Source organism: Chryseobacterium ureilyticum, assembly GCF_900156735.1.
GTDB classification, from domain to species: Bacteria; Bacteroidota; Bacteroidia; order Flavobacteriales; family Weeksellaceae; genus Chryseobacterium; species Chryseobacterium ureilyticum.
In genome coordinates this window covers 275,068-294,580 of sequence record NZ_FTOL01000005.1, presented here as the reverse complement: position 1 = coordinate 294,580, position 19,513 = coordinate 275,068, and the positions used below count along the sequence as shown (strand labels likewise).

The 19,513-nt window shown below is 34.9% G+C and carries 11 protein-coding genes; 2 read left to right on the top strand and 9 right to left on the bottom strand.

Annotated elements, in window-relative coordinates:
* Positions 1–81: 81 nt before the first annotated feature.
* The 6 genes from BW983_RS15975 to BW983_RS15950 all read right to left on the bottom strand — a co-directional run bounded on the left by BW983_RS15975 (position 82) and on the right by BW983_RS15950 (position 11,366).
* On the bottom strand, positions 82–375 hold the full coding sequence (locus BW983_RS15975) for a hypothetical protein (protein ID WP_228409025.1): 294 nt from the start codon (positions 373–375) through the stop codon (positions 82–84).
* A gap of 127 nt (positions 376–502) precedes the next feature.
* Positions 503–3,145: a T9SS-dependent M36 family metallopeptidase gene (locus tag BW983_RS15970; protein ID WP_228409024.1), complete on the bottom strand. Its 2,643-nt coding sequence runs from the start codon at positions 3,143–3,145 to the stop codon at positions 503–505.
* Positions 3,146–3,402: 257 nt separating this feature from the next.
* Positions 3,403–4,824 carry a T9SS type A sorting domain-containing protein gene (locus BW983_RS15965; protein ID WP_076552885.1) on the bottom strand — a complete coding sequence of 474 codons (1,422 nt, stop codon included), beginning with the start codon at positions 4,822–4,824 and terminating at the stop codon, positions 3,403–3,405.
* A gap of 207 nt (positions 4,825–5,031) precedes the next feature.
* Positions 5,032–6,822 (bottom strand): 30S ribosomal protein S1, encoded by a 1,791-nt coding sequence (gene rpsA / locus BW983_RS15960; protein ID WP_045494893.1) that lies wholly within the window; start codon positions 6,820–6,822, stop codon positions 5,032–5,034.
* Between the two features lie 256 nt (positions 6,823–7,078).
* Positions 7,079–9,631, bottom strand: a complete 2,553-nt coding sequence (locus BW983_RS15955) for a DEAD/DEAH box helicase family protein (protein WP_076552884.1) — start codon at positions 9,629–9,631, stop codon at positions 7,079–7,081.
* A 4-nt stretch (positions 9,632–9,635) separates the two neighbouring features.
* Positions 9,636–11,366 carry a DNA methyltransferase gene (locus tag BW983_RS15950; protein WP_076552883.1) on the bottom strand — a complete coding sequence of 577 codons (1,731 nt, stop codon included), beginning with the start codon at positions 11,364–11,366 and terminating at the stop codon, positions 9,636–9,638.
* Between the two features lie 413 nt (positions 11,367–11,779).
* Here BW983_RS15950 and BW983_RS15945 point away from each other — a divergent pair, with 413 nt between their 5' ends.
* A complete protein-coding gene (locus tag BW983_RS15945) occupies positions 11,780–13,087 on the top strand; it encodes a DEAD/DEAH box helicase (RefSeq protein ID WP_076552882.1) in 1,308 nt (435 codons plus the stop codon).
* A gap of 75 nt (positions 13,088–13,162) precedes the next feature.
* Here BW983_RS15945 and BW983_RS15940 read toward each other — a convergent pair whose 3' ends face one another.
* The gene (locus tag BW983_RS15940) at positions 13,163–14,056 is read right to left on the bottom strand and encodes an SMP-30/gluconolactonase/LRE family protein (protein WP_076552881.1); all 894 of its coding nucleotides are present in this window, start codon (positions 14,054–14,056) and stop codon (positions 13,163–13,165) included.
* Between the two features lie 257 nt (positions 14,057–14,313).
* On the opposite strand from BW983_RS15940, the gene ccoG reads away from it, so the two are divergent.
* Positions 14,314–15,756: a cytochrome c oxidase accessory protein CcoG gene (gene ccoG, locus BW983_RS15935; protein WP_076552880.1), complete on the top strand. Its 1,443-nt coding sequence runs from the start codon at positions 14,314–14,316 to the stop codon at positions 15,754–15,756.
* A 37-nt stretch (positions 15,757–15,793) separates the two neighbouring features.
* Here ccoG and BW983_RS15930 read toward each other — a convergent pair whose 3' ends face one another.
* Both BW983_RS15930 and BW983_RS15925 read right to left on the bottom strand, forming a co-directional pair.
* A complete protein-coding gene (locus BW983_RS15930) occupies positions 15,794–16,675 on the bottom strand; it encodes an AraC family transcriptional regulator (RefSeq protein ID WP_076552879.1) in 882 nt (293 codons plus the stop codon).
* Between the two features lie 127 nt (positions 16,676–16,802).
* Positions 16,803–19,478, bottom strand: coding sequence for a reprolysin-like metallopeptidase (locus BW983_RS15925; protein ID WP_076552878.1), 2,676 nt, complete (start codon positions 19,476–19,478; stop codon positions 16,803–16,805).
* Between the last annotated feature and the right edge of the window lie 35 nt (positions 19,479–19,513).

Genomic DNA, 19,513 nt, shown 5'->3' with positions numbered 1-19,513 from the left:
ACAACAAATTCTTTTTTGGCTCGAAGTTGTTCTCAAAATCTTCTTAGGCAAGTATAATTTTCAAAATGAAAAATTAGCTTTTTAAGGAATGACTATATAATAAAACAAACTGGTTCCTCCCAGTGAAGTTCCGGCAAGCATCAACATTCTTACTTCTTTAGAACTTGGGAGAGATAATTTCTTTTTTGAGGTTAGGGTCTGAATAATGTTCAGGATTAAAAGTCCTGCAAGACCTAGTACAAACTGGGATGTGGTTACTTCTGAAGTTGTAAAACCGTCATGGTAAGCCAATTTCACAAAAGTGGCTAACATACCATATATACTAGCACCAATCCCTACAAATAAAACACCTTTTAGTATATTTTGCTTCTTCATAATTTTTTTAACAGCCTGCAAAGGTACAATATATTAATTAAAATCTCCAGAGGTGTTGTCGTGATAGATAAATAAAATCGCCACAAGCAAGCTTGTGGCGACCCTTATAATTGATTATATAAGTTAGTTATTTCTTTACAATCACTTTTGAAGAAGATTCAAAACCAAGTCCTTTCACTTTTACCATGTAAGTTCCATTGACAAGTTTGTTTGTAGAGATTGATTTTTTAGTTTCAGGTGAAATTTTATCTTCTGAAGAAACTAATTTACCAGACATGTCGTAAAGTTCTACACTTACCTTACCAATAGTATTGCTTGGGAAGTTGATAAAGAATTCATCTTTAGCCGGGTTTGGATAAATTGAAATTTTGTTTTCTTTTACAGATTTCACTTCATCAGTACCTAATGATGCAGCACAGTCTTCAGGAATATCAAAGTTTTCTACCTGGTCAGTAATAACGCTTTTAACTCCTGCTGAAGCACCTATACCAAGTCCTCTTTTTGCAAAAACTTTCCAAATCATACATCTATCCGCTCCATTGGTAGCTGCTACATCCGCATCCAATATCGCATTTCTTCCTTCTATAAAACTAGGGTTACATACCTGAAGTTTAAGAGCATTTGTTACCAACTGTAGTACTTTTGAACTTCCATTTGTTGTATTAGCCAAAACATCTGCAGAATAACCATATTTCTCTACATATTTCCAGTGAAGATCCCACAGCATTGTTGCCCAAACGAAACCTATAGAATGTACATCTGTAACCAATACATTATTTGAGTTCAAATATTGCATTTGATTTGTCGCTCCATAAGTAAAGTTATTAATAGCAAAATCCGGTGAATATTTCGCAGGTCTGATACCTCCGCCAGTGATTGCTTCACCACCAGCATAGGTACCCATACCTCTTGCCACAGTAGCGTTATCACCTAATTTATTTGTTAGCATTAAAGCAAAGAAATCCGACCATCCTTCTCCCATTTGCTCTTTACTTGTGTTTGCATTTAAACAACCTACTCCTGTACCTGTAAGTCTGTTGGAAATACCGTGCCCATACTCATGGATTACAATTCCGTTATCGAAACTTCCGTCAGGAGTCATATTACTTTTCAATGTAACATTTACATTTGTATTTGCAGTGAGTTGACTTTTGATGTATCCACCTTCATCATATGTAATAAGTACTGATGGAATTGTAACCGTAGCATCAGCTCCACCCATAATACCTAAATTAGGACCATTTACTTGATTGTTATAAACAATAGCAGCCTTAGCACCTGCATCCTGTAGATTTTTCACTTTAACTGTAAAAGAACAAGTTCCTCTTTCTACCAAACCTATTTTATCTGTAAGTGATCCAGCCGGCAAGGCAGTACATCCATCTAACACTGATGATAATACAACATCTCCAGTTACCCCTACAAGAGGTAAAGGACTTCCAAAAGCTGCAGTTCCAGCTCCTGGAACACGAGAAACAGCGGCACTTGGCGCATTATAATAGAAAACTCTTCCTACAGGCGACCAAAGATACATCTGCATTCTAGGATTAAATCCATCTGCAGGTGAAGAGAAATTGGCATTATTGGTACCTCCTCCATCTTGCGCCTCAGCAAATACGTAGTCATCATCTTGTGCAGCAGCACCACCTTTTCCAAAATTACTCGCTTGGAAATTTTTTGCAGCTTCAGTAAATCCGAACTCATAGAAAACATCATGAATTCTATTATTCAGGTAAAATAGATTGGTAATGGAAGCATTTCTATTATTAGCAGGTACCTCATTGATATTAAAAGGAAAATCAAAGTTTCTTGCAGCGCCACCTTCTGCCGGTGTTCCAGGAAGATAACCTGGTGGTACCGTTAAAGCTGTTCCTGAAACATCTTCGTAAGCGAACACATTGTTTCCTCTGGTAGTTGTATAATGGTCAACCCCATCATAATGCCATCCTTCTGGAGAAGCATTAAGAATCCAAGGGTTTGTAATGATTGATCTTCCTCCGAAAGTAGGTGCTTCGATAGGTAAAGGGAATACATTATAAGTAGCATTATCCGGAACCAACAATGCAGAACTATTATTTGCTATTTGATTTTGTGGTCCGATAAATGGATTTGCTAAAAGCTCAGCATGATTATGTTCAGGATCTGAAGCATATGCATTAGGATGAAAACTACATGACGCTGTCAGATTATTTTTATCCAGTATTTTTCCGTTATTAGCGTCTACCACTACCATCCAATGGTTTGGAGATTGAGGCTCTCTTAAACTATATTCATAAGCGAGACGAAGGTTTCCAGCTTCATCATTAGCATAGACAAGTCTTTGATTAGCCGATGTAGCAGCATTTCCTTTCTTTTCAAGACGTTCAAGAATAGTATAATCAGCGATTTCAGGTTTCTTAAAATCATCTGCAATCTTCTTTAGGGCAGCATCTTTGCTAATCACAGCAATATTTGATGTGGATGCTGAATAATTCTTCACAAAATTATCTACAAAGTATATCACTTTATTATCCCTGATAAGAGCTGTTCCTGAAGAGCTATATACAGGCAAACCATTATAAGTTTGTACCAGTTTTACAACATCTCCATTTAAAGATTTTGAAGGATCTACATTATCTACAATAAAATTATTGAGATCAGACTTTTTATATTCTCTTATTTTATTTTGAGAAATATAATCTTTAATGAGCTTTTCATTATCTTGTCCAAATACAAACGCCGGAAATACAGAAAATACGGCAAACAAAAGAGGTAGAGTTCTATTTTTCATATCCATTATTAAAGTCGCTAATCTACAAATAATTCACATGTAAAATTAATTTTTAAAGAATAAAATTTAACAATAATAAAACAAAAATGAAAATTAAAAACAAAAAAGCTATTAAATATTTTTCAAAAAACAGAAACAAAGCCTAGTTTTACGCTTAAAACACTACGTTTAGCAATAATTATTACGATTTTTATTATCAATTTTCTACGTAATAATATTTATAAAAAAACTGCCCAAATGGACAGTTTTTCGTTTTTTTATTTTTTAATGATCTTCTCAGAATATACTTCGTTTTTATCTGTTGTCACATTAACAATATAAATTCCTTCTTTTCGTGAACTTAAATCTACTTCGATTTCTTTTTCATCACGTAGTATTTTATTGTAAACTACATACCCAGTAAGATCTCTGATTTCTAACGTACCGGATTTAATTTCTTTATTCAGAATTACTTTAAACAATCCGTTAGTAGGATTTGGTGTTAATTTGAAAATTTTCTCTTCTGTTTGCAACTTTACAGCTCTCAAATGCGGACATTTCATCGTAATATCATAATCAAAGAACGGATAATTGTTCCAGGCATAAGCAATCTCATAATTCCCATTATAAAGGTAAATCATAGAAACTCTAAATTTCTGTTCTCCTATTGCTCCTCCACTCAAAGCAGCTGCAAAATCAGAAGGTTGCAAATAATAATTATAAAAGTTTGGAGCCCCAACTCCAAGAGTAGGATTAAATGGCACAGGAAATACAGTTCCATTCTGCAGACCTATTAATTCCAGTTTAAAATTTACCAAAGTAGCCCCTGGCGGCAGATTATAATAACCACCGATACCTGACGGCTGTTGTATACATTCTCCCGGCTCATATCTGAAATTTACCGTCCCCATACCATTGGTATTGCATATATTACTTGCAAGATCCGACCAGTAGTCCATTTCCGGCTGCCCTACGCTAAACCCATTAGGTCTGCTATAATACAATCTTGGCAGCACCCCATAATCAGGATCTGAAACATTAGGTTCCAATCCTCCTGTATATAAACCTCCTGCACTTGCAATAGACGCTGCTGCCCCTGCTGCCGAACTATTTGTATTAGCATGGATCATAGTAAATTGTGCTCCTATCGTTTTAAACTTCACAGCCATTTCAAAAGCTGCTGGATCACTATACGTTGTATTATTATAATTCACCAGATAAGACCCGTCAGGACCACCTGAATTTCTTTCTGCATCTGTAAACACCACAAATTTTAGAGGCTGCACATTATTCAATGCCGTTTGAGGGCTTATGATACCAGCACTTCCAGCTCCATTGAAGGCATCTGCAATCAAAGCAAGAGATTCATTAAAAAGATCACCAAAATCAAGGCGTCTCTCAAAATTCTGAGCGGTAAAATGATCATTGGTAAAATCAGACTCAATATAAATTAAAGGCTCTCCTGTTCCATTGGTATCACCATATTTTCCGGTTCCATATTGCACGACAGCAACTCTGTTTCTGGTATTACATGCTAATAACTGTTCCATCAACTTAATGGCTCCCCGTTTCATGTTAGCATACTCAGCATTAGTAACAGAACTTCCATTATCCAGCATGATAATGTAATCAGCCTGTGCTTTAAGACCGTTCCATGACATCATAAGTGCCATAAAGAAAAATAAAAATGTTTTTTTCATAGTTAAAATTTTGTTTTAGCTTTCCAAAAATAACATAATTTCTTTATGTAGTGAAATATTTTAATTAAAATCAAAATATTATTAAAAATTATCAATAAATAAAACTAATACAATAGTATATACTGAATAAAAACATAAGGCATCACATTTCAAAAACAAAAAAAGCCGCTCAAATGAGCGGCTCAATATTTACAAATGGTTTAAGGATTATTTACCTTCTTCCATTTTTCTTTTTAACTCTGCTAATGCATCGATGTCTCCAAGAGTAGATCTTTCTTCGTTGTTTGAAGAAGAAGATACGTTTCTAGAAGAAGATTCTTTAACGTTTTTCTTTTCTTCGTCTCTGAAGATACCTGTGTGAGAAACTACAACTCTCTTGAATTCTTTGTTGAATTCAATTACTTTGAATTGAGCATCTTCACCTTTCTTGATTTTAGATCCATCTTCTTTCTCTAATAATCTTGAAGGACAGAAAGCTTCAACCTCAGCATCTTCGAATTGTACAGAAGCTCCTTTATCGTGAACTTCTACAGCTTTACCAGCGTGGATAGTTCCTTCAGCATATTTAGTTTCGAATTTATCCCATGGGTTTTCAGTCAATTGCTTGTGACCTAGAGATAATCTTCTAGCTTGGATATCTAATTCAAGAACTACAACGTCTAATTTATCACCTACTGCACAGAACTCAGATGGGTGCTTGATTTTCTTAGTCCAAGAAAGATCAGAGATGTAGATTAATCCGTCGATACCTTCTTCTAACTCTACGAATACACCAAAGTTAGTGAAGTTTCTTACAGTTCCTACATGCTGAGATCCTACTGGATACTTAGCTTCGATGTTTTCCCATGGATCTTTAGATAATTGCTTGATACCAAGAGAAATTTTTCTTTCTTCTCTATCTAAAGTTAATACTTCAGCTTCTACTTCATCACCTACTTTTACGAAATCTCCAGCAGATCTTAAGTGAGTAGACCAAGACATTTCAGAAACGTGGATTAATCCTTCAACACCTGGAGCGATTTCTACGAATGCACCATAGTCAGCAAGAACTACTACTTTTCCTTTTACTTTGTCACCAACTTTCATGTCAGCAGAAAGAGCATCCCAAGGATGAGCTTCTAATTGCTTCATACCTAATTGGATTCTTGTTTTCTCATCATCGAAATCAAGGATTACAACTTTTACAGTTTGTCCGTCCTCTAGGATTTCAGATGGGTGGTTCACTCTAGACCAAGAAAGGTCTGTAATGTGGATCAATCCATCAACACCTCCTAAGTCAATGAATACACCGTAAGAAGTAATGTTCTTAACAGTTCCTTCAAGAACCTGACCTTTTTCAAGTTGAGCGATGATTTCTTTTTTCTGACCTTCGATATCTGCTTCGATCAATGCTTTGTGAGATACAACTACGTTTTTGAACTCAGGGTTGATTTTCACAACTTTGAACTCCATAGTTTTTCCTACGAACTGATCGTAATCTTTAATTGGCTTAACGTCAATTTGAGAACCTGGTAAGAATGCTTCGATTCCGTGAACGTCAACGATCATACCACCTTTAGTTCTAGATTTAACAAAACCGTTAACGATTTCTCCAGTTTCGTGAAGTTCGTTTACTTTATCCCAAGCTTTAAGCGTTCTAGCTTTTCTGTGAGATAATTGTAATTGACCAGTTTTGTCTTCTCTCTTGTCAACCATTACTTCTACCTCGTCACCTACTTTTAGGCCTTGGTTGTAACGGAATTCGTTAAGAGAAATAACACCTTCAGATTTGAAGTTGATGTCTACGATAGCTTCTTTGTCAGTTAATCTAACTACTCTACCAACTAAAACGTCATTATCGTTTAGGCTGTTAAGAGATCCGTTATAGATTTCTTCTAAATCGCTTTTTTCTTTTCTCGCATCTGCATCAAGACCTGATTCGAAAGAATCCCAATCAAATTGTTCTGGTGCTACGTTTTGGTTTAAAATAACCTCTGCTGAATTTGTCTCTTTTGACATTTTCTAATAAAATTTGTATTCCTTCTTTTTTAACGGTTTGAATAAATGTGGATTTAAAAAATACGGAAGTAATTAATTATAAGTATTTTACTCATCAAACCTTTTCGCCACAAAAGTGGGTGCAAAGATAAAAATTTTATTTGAGATAAACAAGAGCTTTTGTGTTTCAGAATTCTTCTTTAAACAACTGGCATCCAGGGAGTTTATTAAAATATTGAAGGATTTAAAAATTTAAAGATTAGGAAAGATCCGAAGGTTAGCTCATCAATGTTTTTTCTAAAGCTCTTTCAAATTCTCTTTCATTTTCATGGTTATAAAACGGTACAGCAGTAATTAAATATTCATCTGTATGAATGGTAATGGTTTTCTTTTCACCACCCATCTCTCTCAAAAAATCGTCTTTCCATTTATCGTAGTCAAGTAAATGAGTTCCTTTTGGCTCTATAAAAACCTGGTAGCTCAACTGTTTGTCTTTTCTCTGACTGCAAAACAAAATAAAATCCGGTTCAAAAGCACGTCCTAATTTATCAAAGATCTTAACTTCTCTTTCATTACGGATCAGATGAATATCCTGAAATTTTTGGTTCAATCCTTTAAAACGCCTGGAAAACAACTCTACAAATCTTTTTTCTTCACTGGTTCCATAATTGGCATTATAAGCATACCAGGATCCTTCAGCAACTACATTCTCCTGACCATCTGCTTTTATACTGCCTTTTGTGACCCGTATTTCTTTATCTCTGAAAACCTTATGAATAGGTTGCGCCTGAAACGATGAACCTTCATAATCAGGAGCATTATGTTTAATATCCGCTTCTATAGTTTGCAATAATCCATTCAGTGCCTGAAGGTAATCAAAATGTGAAATTTCCTGAAGACGGCTTTGCGTTCCATAGAATATGATTTCCATTCCGCCCAAATACTTCTCATCATCTATAAAATCCCAGATGGATGTTATATTAGGGAAATAGCGGGAAAGATTATCAAAATAATAAAATGGATTTCTGCTTAAGGCATATCTTATTACATGTTTCTGAATATCCTGAATTCTGACGCCTTCAGATTTTATGTTTTCATCAAAAAGCACAGATTTCTCTAATTCAAAAAACACATTGGATGTTTTTCCGCTTCCAGAAGAAAGCTGATGCCTGAAATTGGGTCTACTCATTCCAAGATCTTCAAAAGACTTTATTTTCGTAAAACTTTTGGGGATTTTTTTATTGGAAAACACTACTCCATTTTTATATAATTCTGTGGTTTTAAATATGGGTTTTAACTTAAGTTGTTTGGTTTCAAGATTAGCTTCATCTTCATATATTCCGGAGTCTACCAATGCTTTTTTAAGTTCTGAGATATATCGGCTGTCTTCTTTCGTATGATAATATAGTTCTTCTAAAATTTTCAGATCATTTGCAATATCATCATCATATTTTCGTACAAACTTATCTTCTCCTTCCCGCACTGTAAATGGATAATACCTTGCTCCACGACCAATTAACTGAGCTTCAGAAAGAGTTGTTTTTCCTGGTTTACCATCCTTTCCGTCACGGTCTTCATACAATCTTACAATATCAAATAAATTGAGAACATCCCAGCCTTCATTAAGTTTCTGCACCGCAAATACAGCACGGATTGGGTTGTTTTCTTCTTCCAGTGTATTGAGTAAAATCTGGTTTTTCTCTGCTTCTGAATCATTATTGGCGCTCAGGCAATTTTCTTCTCTGAAATGAGTACGTATCCGTTTTACAATATCGCTTTTTGAGATTTTTCTAGCTTCAAAAAAATTGAAAGCCTTTTGAACAACAGGAACAGTTGAGGTTTTCCTGATCTTCTCTATTATCTCTTCAGAAAAATCATCAATTAATTTGTGAAAATTTTCTTTATTCTGCTCAGATTCTTTAATGGTTTTCTTGGCTTTGAATAGAATAACAGGTTTCAGATTAATATGATGGGTTGTCGCCAATTCCTGTCTGTACAAATTCAAAATCAAAGCCTGAACAATCCTTTCCTGCTCGTCATACAGGGAACGGACAAGATTAATTTCTTTAGAAAATTTATCCGTCCTGAACTGTGCCAGATCATATTTATAAATGACTTTATCTTTGTATTTCTCTGTTATTTCCCGGCTTTCATAATCCAACGTGGCTGTGAATTCCAAAAGGATATTCTCCAAATTCTGATGTAGGATCTGCAAAACAGTATCCTCCCAGCTTCCGAACAGGTTCCCACTTTTGGTACCACTATTCAGGTGATGAGCTTCATCGGCAATCAAGACGATCTTTTTATCCTGAAAATCCTCATAGGTAACACTGTTTTCTTTGGTATTGTTTAAATCAATGTGAAGCTGCTGAATCGTAGTAAATTTGATATTGATATTTTCGTGATCGGATTCATCAAAGTTATCAACCTGTTTTAAAAAAACTTCTTTACCATCAATGATTATTTTATCCCGGAATAAATATTTAGAAGTCTGCGGATTGAGAAAGTTATCTTTCGTTTTCTGAATAATATTATTACTATTCACAAAAAACAAAAAATTACGATATCCTTTCTGATAAAGATGAAGCATCAAACCACCCATAACCATTGTCTTTCCACTTCCTGTTGCCATATTATAAAGAAGATGTAAAGGTTTTCTGGGTTTGCAGTCAAAATCTTCTCTTTCAGTATATAAATATCTTCTGAATGCTTCTTCCTGATAAGAACGGATACTGAACTTCAGATTATCATTGATTCCATTAGGCAAAGCAACTTCCGCCAAAGCTTTACGAGCAAACGGATTATTGAATATTTCATGTAAAAATGCCATCTGATTACTTTTTAAGTTGATAAAATGCTTTCGTTACTTTTTGCTCTTCCGGAGTACACTCAAAGTTTCCATCATTAAGAGAAGAAAGATTGACATAGAGCTGATTTTTATCGAGCAGTTCGCAAAGGTGTTGCTTTTGTTCCTGTAGGCTTAACTTTTTAAAATCTTCAATATATTTCTCCTGCTTTTGAATATCTACATTATAGTTAAGAAAAGATTTCGCTTTCATCTCTTCCCAAATCTGAAGAAGCGTTTCTTCATTCTTTGCTTCTTCTATTTTTTCGATGAAGGTTTGGTTGTATTTTTTGAGTTCGAGGTAAGTATAATTCATTCCCTCAAATCTGTCTTTGATAATCTTATGTGTATTTTCGAGTTGCTCAATCAGAATAAATTGTCGTTCCAAATAATTTGATACAAAACCTGTCGTTCCACTACCTGCAAAAAAGTCTAGTATAATATCGTTTTTATTTGTGTGAGCTTTAATAAATCTTTCTATAAGTTTGTAAGGCTTTTCAGTTAAATAACCCGAACGTTTTTTACCATCAACTCTAATTCTTGCTGCAACAGCCATCTTCCACCAATTTTTATTTTTAATTTTTTCATATTCATCATAAAGATTAGACATTTCCTCTACAAATTCCTCTTTATCTCTCCCCATTTCCCACCAATCTTCAGGAATTTTTCCTCTATCTGTATATTCACTGCTTACATTTGCATTCATTTCATTATTAAAACCACCAACATGAACTTCGGACGACATTCGAACCTCGTCTCCATTAAAAATCCAGTCAGAAGTAGATTTTGAATACCATAAAATATTATCATGTTTTCTATTATACTGTTTCATTTTAGGAGAGCCTGGCCCATGGTATGCCCAAATTATTTCATTTCTAAAGTTCTCTCTATTAAACACAGAGTCTAATAAAACTTTTAAATAATGTATTTCATTCCAGTCTGCCTGAACTAATATACTTCCATCATCTGTAAGTAAACTTTTTGCAATATCCAATCTATTCTTCATAAAAGTTAACCAAGAAGAATGATTAAACCTATCATTATAATTAAAAGAATCACTTCCTGTATTATAAGGCGGATCTATATAAATAAGCTTCACTTTTCCTGCAAATTCTTTTTTCAAAGAATGCAATGCTAAAAGGTTGTTTCCTTTGATAATCAGGTTATCAGTAATCGTTCCGTTTTCATTTCTGTTGAAAAGAGATTCTTCCCTGTGGTCTGAATGACAGAGTGCCTTTTCACCACTTTCATCAAAACGTTTGGCATTGGTTAGTACTTTTGGATCCAGCAGTTCTGTAATTTCATCCTGTGCCAGTATTTCATTAAAGAAAATCTCTTCTCTTTTATCTTCCTCACGGCTTTGCCCTCCTTCCAACACACAATCTTTGAATGGCCAGACCAAGGATACTTCATTGCGTTGTTTTAAATGCTTACCATCAATCGTTAATCCTACTTTGTTTTTGAATTGAGTATAGCTGTCATTCAAATAATTCTTCTGTTCAAGAAACTGGATGAAAAGATTTTGTTTAAATACCCAGATATCTTTTACTTTTACAAAAAATTTGTCTTTCAAATCCGAGTCTTCTAACAGCAATCCGATCAGCTCTTCATCAAAGTTTTGGGCTTTATTCAGTACTACCCATTTTTTGATTTCTCCGTTATCAGAAACATAATTAGGTTCTTTCTTAATCTGTTTTTCAAGAGTTTGATAGAGTTTCATGGCTTTAAGTTTTTTATTGCCTCAAAGCTACTATCAGCTGATAGTTTAAAATTATGGGAAACCATAAATAGTCTAAAAACGCCAATAGTGAATTTTGCTAAGCAAATCATTCATCAATTATTATAATGTGAAAAATCACCGGTTCTGCAGATCGTTTATTTAACACCAATCTATATTAAAAGGCTTCGACTTCGCTCAGCTTGACCATGTATAATTGAATAATATGGTATTAACAGCATAGTAGTGGTCATGCTGAGCGGAGTCGAAGCATCTATAACTAGTGTAGAAGGCAAAATAAGATTCTTCATTTCGCTACGCTCCATTCAGAATGACAGCATTCCCAATCAAAGAAGAGCAGTAATTCCTCCCTACTCTCAAACCCTCAAACTCCAAAATTCACTACCTTTGTACCCATGGAACTACAATCAATTTATCAAAAACTGCAGATTCAGGATATGAATCAGATGCAGAAATCTACTTATAAAGCGTCTGAAAACAATACTGATATTGTTTTGCTCTCTCCTACCGGATCCGGAAAGACGCTGGCTTTTTTATTTCCGGTTCTTAGAAATCTGAAAAAAGATGTTCAGGGAGTACAAGCTTTAATATTAGTTCCTGCCAGAGAATTGGCGTTACAGATTGAACAGGTTTTCAAATCGATGGGAACAGATTTTAAAGTATCTGTTTGCTATGGTGGACATGATAAAAAGATTGAAGTCAATAATTTAATTGAGGCTCCAGCTGTTTTAATCGGAACCCCGGGAAGAGTTACTTATCACGTAAGAAATAACAATTTTGATCCGAAAACAGTTAAAACTCTAGTTCTTGATGAATTTGATAAGGCTTTGGAATTAGGTTTCCATGATGATATGGAATTTATTTGCAGTTCTTTAAAAGGGCTTTCTCAAAGAATTTTAACGTCTGCAACTGCGATGGATGAAATTCCTGCATTCACAGGGTTGAAAGATGAAAAAATTATTAGTTTCCTTAAGGAAAATGATGTAAAACCAGACATTCAACTGAGAAAGGTAATGACTATTCCCGAGGAAAAACTGGATACACTATTCAACCTTGTTTGTAAAATCGGGAACAAAAGAACTTTGATCTTCTGTAACCACCGTGATGCAGTAGACCGTATCTCTGAACTTCTTCACCAAATGGGAATCGACAGAGAAACTTTCCACGGGGGTATGGAACAGGACGAAAGAGAACGTGCGTTACTGAAATTCAGAAATGATTCTGCAAGAATACTTATTACGACAGACCTTGCAGCCCGCGGATTGGATGTTCCGGAAGTAGAGTCTATTGTACACTATCAACTCCCTCCTAAAGAAGATGCTTTCATTCACAGAAACGGACGTACTGCAAGAATGAATGCAAAAGGTTTTGTTTACCTGATCATGAATGAAGATGATAATTTTCCCTTCATCAAGAATGATACTCCTGAAGAAAGTGTTGCAGGATTTACTAAGGTTCCGCAAAAAACACCTTTCCAGACCATTTACATTAGTGCAGGAAAAAAGGATAAAGTCAATAAGGTTGATATTGTAGGATATTTACTTAAAAAAGGAGAACTACAAAAAGAAGATGTTGGAATCATTGAAGTAAAAGATACTACCTCTTACGTAGCTGTTGCCAGAAATAAGGTAAATGCTCTTTTGAGAAAACTTCAGAATGAAAAACTTAAAGGGAAAAAAGTGAAAATGGAAGTAGCTTATTAAAATACCTCTAATCAGATATATTTTAAAATTGCCCCGAATTCATGAATGATTTATTCATGAATTCGGGGCAAAAAATTATTTTATTCCTCTCACTCTCATTGGAAAAGTATACACCGATTTTGAAGCGGTAATGAATAAAACATCATTATTTTCTCCTCCAAAAGTTACATTGGACGTCCATTTTTCAGGAATTGAAATGTGATAAATCTTTTTCCCTTCACGGTTAAAAACATGTACTCCATCGCCGGTTAAATAAAGGTTTCCGTGTTTATCTAGGGTCATTCCGTCTGAACCCATTTCACAAAACAGTTTTTTCTCAGATAGTTTTCCTTCGTCTAAAATATCATAAACATAAGTTTTCCCGGCATCAATATCTGAAACATAAAGTTCTTTTAAAGTTTCACTACCTACAATTCCGTTGGGTTGTGTGAAAGTATCCAATTTACTGATCTTTCCTTCTTTATTCCTATAGTAAAGACTTTTATTAGGTATTTCCTGTTTGAAATTTGTCCAATAGTCTCTTTCATACAATGGATCTGTAAAATACATTCCTCCAAAAATATCATTCCAAACATCGTTAGGTCCATTAAGTCTTTTACCTTCAAAATTACTGAATAAAACCTCAACTTTTTTGTCCTTCGAAATCTTCCACATTTCTCCGTTATCATCTGAACAGGTAATCAGGAAACCGTCTTTATCAAAGTGAGTTCCGTTTGCTCTTCCTGTTTTATCTAAAAATTCGATGACCTGATTGGTCTTCCAGTCCCAATAATAAATTTTATCATTAGGCTGATCCGTAAAGTAGACATTCCCTTCTTGATCTGCTGACGGACCTTCTGTAAAGCTAAATTTATCCGAAATCATTTTCGGTTTTACTCCTTCATAAAACATTTTACTGGTATTTACTGATTGGCAGTTTACCAATGCTAAAACCAAACCAATCATTCCTATTTTACAGATATTCTTCATTCTTCATTTTTAAAGCTGCAATTTACGATATGCTTATCGGTTTCAAAAATATTTTCTCATTTTGATTTATTATCAATCTTAAAACATAATGTCCTAATTGTCCTATTTTGGAAGTAGATCATATTAGTAGTTCAATGATATAATCCGGAGCTTTGCAGTAACAGAATCAATAAGTTTTTTCAAGCAAAAAAACGGATGGAAAAACAAAATTGATCAGGATGAAAAATATTACCAAAATACTTTTATAGCATACGACAATGAGCGCAGAGTCTAACAACATCAAATCCTTGGAAATTGAAAATGAAGAGTTTAGAAACTCCGTGGGAACAATGGATGAAACCGGTAAAAGAAAATGGATCTTCCCCCGAAAACCAAAAGGAAAATACACCAATTACAGAGACTATACCAGTTATGCCTTATTAGCTTTATTCTTTGGATTACCTTTTATAAAGATTAATAACAATCCTTTTTTCCTCTTTAATGTTATCGATAGAAAATTCTTTATCCTTGGGCAGCCTTTCTATCTTCAGGATTTTTTCATTCTGGCATTGGGAGCGGTAACTTCTGTTATTTTCGTGATGCTGTTCACTGTGGTTTTCGGAAGAATATTCTGTGGCTGGCTTTGTCCTCAAACTTTATTTATGGAAATGGTTTTCCGTAAAATAGAATATTGGATCGAAGGTGACCGAAATAAGCAGATGAAGCTTGACAGACAGGAATGGGACGCTGAAAAAATCAGAAAAAGACTGACAAAATGGGCTGTATTTCTTTTGATTTCGATAGTTATTTCAACCTTTATGTTCATGTATATTGTAGGCTATGAGCAAGTTTTCCAGATTATGCTTGAAGGTCCGTCTGAGCATCCTTTAAAGTTTATCACGATGATCTTTTTTACCATGACATTCTATTTTGTTTTTGCATGGCTTCGTGAGCAGGTATGCACTCTGGTTTGTCCTTATGGAAGGCTTCAGGGAGTTTTAATAGATAAACAGACTATCAACGTATATTATGATTTTAAAAGAGGCGAAGGTCGTTCAAAATGGAGAAATAATGAGGACAGAAAAGCGGCTGGAAAAGGAGATTGTATTGATTGTAACCAATGCGTGGTAGTCTGCCCTACGGGGATTGACATCAGAAACGGACAGCAATTGGAATGTGTAAACTGTACCGCATGTATTGATGCCTGTGATGAGATCATGGATAAGGTAGGTCTTCCAAAAGGATTGATCCGTTATGCTACAGAATCTGAGATTGAAAATAGCGAAAAGTTCAAGTTTACTTCAAGAATGAAGGCTACGACAGTTATTTTAGCTTTATTAATCGGATTCCTTGGATTTTTGATGTATGACCGTGGTTCTATGGAGGCTAAATTCATCAAACCTGCCGGCTCTACATTCTTTATTAAAGATGGTAAAATTACCAATACTTTTATCTATACTCTATTGAATAAATCTAATGAGAAAAAAGTACTGACTATAAAAGTCATCACTCCTGAGAATGCAGAAATCACCTATTTTGGGTCTGAAAAAATCATTTTAAAAGGTGATCAAATTCTGAAAGGAAATATCAATATATCTTTCCCGGAAGATAAAATCAAATTCTCAAAACAAAATATGACCATTGGAGTTTTTGATGAAAATGGTAAGCTGGTAGATTCTTTTGAGACAAATTTTGAAGGACCATTTAAGCTGGCATTATAAGAAAATTAATCAATAACCATAAAAACTTTGAATTAAATTAAGCCTTATATTTCCTCATAAACTGAGTAGGAGTCATTCCGGAGCTTTTTCGGAAGACTCTTACAAAGTAGGAATATTCTTCATATCCTAACCTGAAAGCAATTTCAACCAGACTTTCATCCAGGTACATCAACATTCTTTTGGCTTCAAGCACTACTCTTTCCGTGATGACCTCTGTAGCTGTCTTTTGCACCACGGTCTGCGCAATACGGTTAAGGTGTTTAGATGAAATACCTAACAGATTTGCGTAATACGCAATTGATTTCTGTTCTGTAAAATGCTGTTCAACAAGACTCTCAAAATCCTGATAATGTTTAAAGTACGAAAGCCCTGCAGAAGAAGCCTGAACATCAAAATCTTTTGTAAATAAACGGGTCGCGTTGATGAAAACCTGAGACATCAATGACAAGATAAAGCCATCTTTCATAATATCTTTTCTCTCGTGTTCTTTTCCCAGCTCCTGAAATAAGTGAATATTCTTAAGCAGTTCCTCTGCATCCAACTGAAGTTTTCTGGGAAACGATACAGATCCAAAAAATGGAAAATTTCTAAGTTTCTGATTCACGTAATGCATTTCATAATACTCTTGTGAGCAAAAGAAAATGTAACCGTCTATATCTTCTGATAATTCCCAGCTATGAATCTGCCCGGGTGAAAGAAAGAAAAGGCTACCTTCCGAAACATCATATTTTTGAAAATCGATCTCATGAATTCCTATTCCTTTGGTAAATAGAACAGCTGCATAAAAATCATGTCTATGTGGCTTTTCTATATGCTTATGCCCTACTACCAAATGATTTTTCATGGTATTAAAATAAAAATCTGAGGGATTTTTACCTGCCTGAAAAAGGTCGATATGAAGGACAGAAATAGAATTCATCACTTATATTTTATAAGAAAAATTGATAACGACCTATAAAAGTACTATAAATAATGCCACGCAACAAGTTTAGAAACAAAAAAGGACCGACAAGAATGTCAGCCCTTTTATAAAATATTCACAGTGTTTATTTGATAATCAATTTAGTATTATATATTCCTTTCTGAGAGTCAATGCTTATCACATATACTCCTTTAGGTACATTTACATTAAATTCTTTAGTGTTATTCCCTTCGCTTTTATAGGATGAAGAGTAAATCAATCTTCCACTAGCATCAAGCATAGTCACTTTTATATCTCCTTTTATATTTTGAGATTTGATGAAGAAATTTCCGTCACTTGGATTAGGATAGATTTTAATATCATCAGCTAAAGGTGAAGCGGCATCTTTGGTTCCTAAACTTTGGGTTTCCTGTGTACACACTTCAAGAGACCAGCCGTTAATGCTTCCGGTAGTTCCTTTGACATTATCTGTAGCATATAAATTCCAAACTCCCTGAGCAGAATGTCCTTTGAATACATTTAAAGGTTCATTAGATTTTACCGCCCCCTGAACAGGTGATGTACACCCTACAGTATTTCCTGTATCACTGAAACTTCCCGTTATCCCAGATACTCCTGGGCACTCTCTATTCCATAGCAATGCAGCAGTTCCTACCGGGCTTTCAATACCAATTGCTATCTGACCAATATTAGAATGAGTTACATTTGGTGTTACTTTAATCTTAGTAATAGTTCCGTTATTGTTTACTGTTAACGGAATATTTACTCTTGGCGCTGAAATTCCATTACCTCCAGGTCCATCAGGAATTGCAACTGTGCCTGCATTATAAGTATAAGTAGTACATGTTTCACCTGTCACGGAATAATCAATAACAAAACTTGGGCTTACCGTATAATAAATATTTCCTACTGCTTCTATCATTATAAATGCATTGGCAGAAGTAGATCCTGCAGGAATTATCACTTGTTCTGAACCATCGTTTGGTGTGTTAGCAGCAAGTGTTGTAAATGTCTGTCCTCCATCTGTAGATAATTTAATATTAACATTTGCTGTATTAATGGGTGCCTGATTAGTATTCGCCACATCCCAGGTTACATTAAATGCACTTCCTGAACTTGCAGATTGCCCGAATGAAGGCGCTGTCACCTGAAAAGGTCCTGCTCCGGCATTTACCGTTACCAGCATATTATCATTATTGGTCTGCGGGGCTAATGGATTATTATTTCTTACTGTTAATCTGAAATTTAGGTTTCTTCCTACACTTGAAACAGATTCCCAACGGGTAGATAAAGCTCCCGCCAATACTTTATTAAACTCAGGTAAATATCTTACCGGTGTACTTTTTGGAGGAAGAGATCTGAAGTTAGGACCTGAGGGTTTAGCTGGATATGCAAGAGAATTCATACCTGTTTGAGAATTGGGGGCATTATTCATTTGCTCCCAAACATACGTGTATGATGAACTGTTGCTATCATCAGTTGTTCCTTTTAATATATATGGAGTAGATTTTGGAATAATATAATCTAACCCTGCATTTACGGTAGGAGCAGCAATCCCGAAGGGTGTTGTTACTCCACAGCTTATATTGCTTATTCTGTTCTTTATTTCTGTTAAATTATAAGTATGGTAATAATCATTAGAATTATACTGAATATCGTAAACTTCACCCATAATTCCGGTATAAGCCATAATAGTACTTCCTCCTCCAGGTTCCATTTCTGATGACCCATTACCATTTAAATACTTGGAAAATGTGTGATTAGCTCCCATTTGATGCCCCATCTCATGCGCTACGTAATCGATATCGAACTTATCTCCTTCCGGAAAATTGTGGGCTGTCCATCCTCTTCCCGGCTTACTACCACATAAAGCATCAAGATAGGCAGATCCATTACCACCTTTCTTATCCAATAAGTGTCCCATGTCAAAATTCACAACAGGAATAACAGAAGTTATACCTACATGGGCTTCGTCCGGACCTGCAGTTGTTGTGTAAGGATCTGAAGCTGCATCTAAAAATATAATAGCGTCATTATTAGCGATCAGATTAAAATGAAGTGATAGTTCTTTTTCGAAAACACCATTTAACCTTGTTAAAGTAGCATTCATCGCGGAAAGAACTACTGCTTTCTTTTGAGCATCCGATGCTGTTACCGGAGTTCCAGCTGCTGTTAAATGATATTGTGCATATTCTCCTGTACAGGAAAGAGCCATTCTGAAAACATTAAAACCTGCTGTTCTTCTATTTGTTTCGCCGGCGCTTTTTTTTTCAGCAGCGCTTTTTTCTATATGATCAATAGTAGAACATTCAAAAGGTTCTTTATCCTGTCCACGTTTTGCATTAGAATCAAAAACTGCATAAACAGTTCTGTCTTCAGTATAAGGTTCAATAAATTCTGATATTCCCGAACGGGTAATCATCGAAGAAAACCCTACAGGTGACATACTGAACCTCAAATAAACAGTAGGATCTTCTACACTGGTCCCAACATAGGATTTAATATCCGGAAACTTAGCCTGTAATTCCGGTGCCATATTGGAAAACTCCCAAACCTGAAATCTTTCTATCTTTCCTTTGGCTGTAGGAAGAGAAACAATAGCTCCTTTTTCATTTGAAAAACGTTGAGGGGCATTTTTCAATGCAATTTTAAGTTCATCAGTATTTAAGGAGTAAAGTCCAGAAAACTCAAGGTTTTCCTGTGATTTTTTTACTTTTTGGGATTTAATTTCAGTTCTCGTCCATTGTGAGTACCCTAAAAAAGGAACCAGAAATGTTAAAATGTAAAAATAACGTTTCATATCATTATAGCTTTTTGAATTTAACGAAATTACAC

What these genes read in the sequence shown, in the direction of transcription:
- rpsA (WP_045494893.1), bottom strand. Translation starts at nt 6,822, where the DNA reads ATGTCAAAAGAGACAAATTCAGCAGAGGTTATTTTAAACCAAAACGTA.
- BW983_RS15950 (WP_076552883.1), bottom strand. Translation starts at nt 11,366, where the DNA reads ATGAAACTCTATCAAACTCTTGAAAAACAGATTAAGAAAGAACCTAAT.
- BW983_RS15955 (WP_076552884.1), bottom strand. Translation starts at nt 9,631, where the DNA reads ATGGCATTTTTACATGAAATATTCAATAATCCGTTTGCTCGTAAAGCT.
- BW983_RS15970 (WP_228409024.1), bottom strand. Translation starts at nt 3,145, where the DNA reads ATGAAAAATAGAACTCTACCTCTTTTGTTTGCCGTATTTTCTGTATTT.
- BW983_RS15930 (WP_076552879.1), bottom strand. Translation starts at nt 16,675, where the DNA reads ATGAATTCTATTTCTGTCCTTCATATCGACCTTTTTCAGGCAGGTAAA.
- BW983_RS15940 (WP_076552881.1), bottom strand. Translation starts at nt 14,056, where the DNA reads ATGAAGAATATCTGTAAAATAGGAATGATTGGTTTGGTTTTAGCATTG.
- BW983_RS15925 (WP_076552878.1), bottom strand. Translation starts at nt 19,478, where the DNA reads ATGAAACGTTATTTTTACATTTTAACATTTCTGGTTCCTTTTTTAGGG.
- ccoG (WP_076552880.1), top strand. Translation starts at nt 14,314, where the DNA reads ATGAGCGCAGAGTCTAACAACATCAAATCCTTGGAAATTGAAAATGAA.
- BW983_RS15965 (WP_076552885.1), bottom strand. Translation starts at nt 4,824, where the DNA reads ATGAAAAAAACATTTTTATTTTTCTTTATGGCACTTATGATGTCATGG.
- BW983_RS15945 (WP_076552882.1), top strand. Translation starts at nt 11,780, where the DNA reads ATGGAACTACAATCAATTTATCAAAAACTGCAGATTCAGGATATGAAT.
- BW983_RS15975 (WP_228409025.1), bottom strand. Translation starts at nt 375, where the DNA reads ATGAAGAAGCAAAATATACTAAAAGGTGTTTTATTTGTAGGGATTGGT.